The sequence below is a fragment of the Caballeronia sp. genome (assembly GCF_028292365.1).
Classification (GTDB): domain Bacteria; phylum Pseudomonadota; class Gammaproteobacteria; order Burkholderiales; family Burkholderiaceae; genus Caballeronia.
Map to the genome: position 1 here is coordinate 1 of NZ_JAQGMM010000658.1, position 2899 is coordinate 2899.

3 protein-coding genes are annotated in these 2899 nt (G+C 57.8%); all 3 read left to right on the plus strand.

What is annotated here, in order from left to right; all coding sequences use genetic code 11:
- Positions 1 to 144: 144 nt before the first annotated feature.
- Complete coding sequence (locus JWR14_RS37895; RefSeq protein WP_299719873.1) at positions 145 to 678, plus strand: NUDIX domain-containing protein; 534 nt, start codon at positions 145 to 147, stop codon at positions 676 to 678.
- A gap of 447 nt (positions 679 to 1125) precedes the next feature.
- Positions 1126 to 2544, plus strand: coding sequence for a saccharopine dehydrogenase NADP-binding domain-containing protein (locus JWR14_RS37900; RefSeq protein WP_299719875.1), 1419 nt, complete (start codon positions 1126 to 1128; stop codon positions 2542 to 2544).
- A 9-nt stretch (positions 2545 to 2553) separates the two neighbouring features.
- On the plus strand, positions 2554 to 2899 hold a 346-nt coding region (locus JWR14_RS37905), incomplete at its 3' end, for an FAD-binding oxidoreductase (protein WP_299719877.1).

Consider the following 2899-nt stretch of genomic DNA (forward strand, 5'->3'; position numbering starts at 1 on the left):
CGTTGATTTTTGGATTGATTGATTCAGAAGCAGAATTATGATTAGTCGATGCATGGGTAGTCCGAGGGCTCATTCCTTAGGCTGCCCTTTCAATAAGTTCAACTGGCCTACAGTTGTAACTGGCCAGCAGATGCAGAGTCAAACATGAAAGTGCGTGCGACCGTAGTCTGCAGGAGGGGCAGCCGGTTTTTGCTTGTCACGAAGTCAGGCTCGCGATGGTCCCTGCCGGGCGGAAAAGTCAAGGCCGGGGAGGCTTTGAGGTGCGCCGCAACTCGTGAATTACGGGAAGAGACCAACATCAACTCCGTGGCGGTTTCGCCCCTGTTTGAGTTTGATGGCTTGCGCACACGTCACTACGTTTTTGAGGCCGCTCTATCTCGCAGCGCCTATGCTGCGCCCAGCAACGAGATTAGGAGATGTGGTTGGTTTCTACCGCGGGAGGTTACTCGCCTGCACACAAGCGTATCAACGCGGGGAATTATGGAGCTCGTTTTGTGGGTCGAATCGCGGGCACGTCGAATCAACGGCTCGCACTGTCCCACGGCACAACGCGCCACTGAATCGGGGCTGCATGAGCGCAGGGATGGTGTGCCGAACGCAGCGGTCGGTAACAGCTCTCCGCCAGCAGGCTCCAAACGAAACCGCAAGGGATCACGCGCTACCGATTCGCGTTCGTGACTGCTACGCCTCAAGCACACTTCGGCATATAAAACACCGTTCCACGAAAATCGGCGAAAGTTCGCAGGCTAATTAACAAGACGGTAGACGAATCGTCGAGGCGGAAGGCAGATGCTGTCGCGAGACATTCAAGAAGCCGTCTCGCAATATCGTTCGCCCTCAATGAAAGCGAAGGAGCATATGCATGACCCCCGCATGTCACTAAGCTCATCGTCGGATCCCCCGGGTTCGTGACGGGAAATCGACGCGGGGGATTCGCGATCTCAACAGATGTACAGCTCAAGGCTTGATGCACCGCAAGCGGGAAAAGCGGCAAACGTCTTGATCCGACTGTCGAGGCCAGAAGGCGAACAATATCGGCTTGGGCATGCGGCACGATCGTTGCACAACTTGGCACAAGGACCTATGCCGAGCCAACACCGACAGTCGCCGCGAGAGGAGCAGCACATGGACATTGGACCCAAGTACGCGACGTTCGCCGGACACCTAGTGATGGTCGGATTCGGAAGCATAGGGCAATCCATACTACCCATGCTGTTCCGTCATCTCGGTATCGATCCCAGCCAAGTGAAAATCATATGCCTTCGCACCGACGATCCCTCGACCGCCCTCGAATACGGTGTTGAGACGATGTTCAAGGCGCTTACGCCGGATAACTATGAAGCGGTGCTAGGGCAAGTGCTGCGCGAGGGCGATTTCCTCCTTAACCTGTCGGTTAACGTCTCGAGCATTGCGCTGATCCGTTTTTGCTGGCGCCATGGTGCTCTCTATCTCGACACTTCGATTGAACCGTGGCCGCAACGCTGGGCGGATGGGCAGACATCCTTGTCGCATCGGTCGAATTATGCGTTGAGGGAGGAGGTGCTTGCCTTCCGGTTAGACAAGCGCACGGGTCCGACCGCAGTCGTCACACACGGGGCCAACCCAGGACTTGCATCAGCGCTCGTCAAACAGGCGCTGCTCAACATGGCCTTGCAGAATCGGCTGCATGACAGGCATCCGTCGTGTTACGAGGATTGGGCCGCGCTGGCGAGGCGGCTTGGCGTCAAGGCTATACACATTGCAGAGCGGGATACTCAGTTTGCCGGCCGACGCAAGAAGCGCGATGAGTTCGTCAACACGTGGTCGGTGGACGCATTCGTAGAAGAAGGACTGCAACCGTCCGAACTCGGATGGGGCAGTCACGAACAGCACTGGCCCGACGATGCAAAGCGACATGGCTTCGGATGCGACGCAGCGGTCTACCTCACCCGCCCCGGCTTCTCGGCACAGGTGCGCAGCTGGACGCCGCTGGGCGGACCGTATAACGGATATCTCATTACGCACGGCGAATCCATTTCGATCACGGATCATCTTACTTTGCGAGAGGAGGGTGAGGTAGTCTATCGGCCCACCGTCAACTACGCCTACCGACCCTGCGAAGACGCGCTGCTGTCCATTCATGAACTGGCCGACCGTGACTGGCGGATACAAAGCCAGAAACGCGTCATTCGAGACGAAGCCACCGAGGGGGTTGACGAGCTTGGAGTCTTGCTGATGGGCAATAAGTGCGGCGTGTACTGGTTGGGTTCACGCCTGTCGATCGCCGAGGCCAGACGATTGATTCCACACAACACTGCAACGAGCCTGCAGGTCGTCGCCGGTGTGCTGGGGGGTATGGTGTGGGTTTTGAACAATCCACGGGCGGGCGTCGTGGAACCGGACGATGTCGACTACCGGATGATACTGAACATCGCGCGCCCGTACCTAGGCGAACTCATTGGCGTATATGACGACTGGACTCCGCTGCGTGATCGATCAACTCTGTATCCAGGGCATAAGGACGAGCACGACCCTTGGCAGTTCATTAACTTCCGCGTGCCGTAGCACCTAATCATGCTTTTGCAAAAAGAACTCAGTGTAACTGAGGACTCGTACTATGAGGCGAGCGTCAAACGTCCGGCTCCCTGCGCGCCCCTAGACGAACGCATCGCGGCCGATGTGTGTGTGGTGGGTGGGGGCTTCGCCGGCGTTTCGTGTGCGCTCGAACTTGCAACGCGCGGCTACTCGGTTGCGTTGCTCGAAGCCCAGCGGATCGGCTGGGGGGCATCGGGTAGAAACGGCGGACAGGCGATCGTCGGCTTCGGTTCGGACGGAGAATGCGCGATTGAACGGCAATTCCCGCCCGAAGAGGCACGACGCGCGTGGGACATCTCGGTCGAGGGGCTAACGTTATTACAGC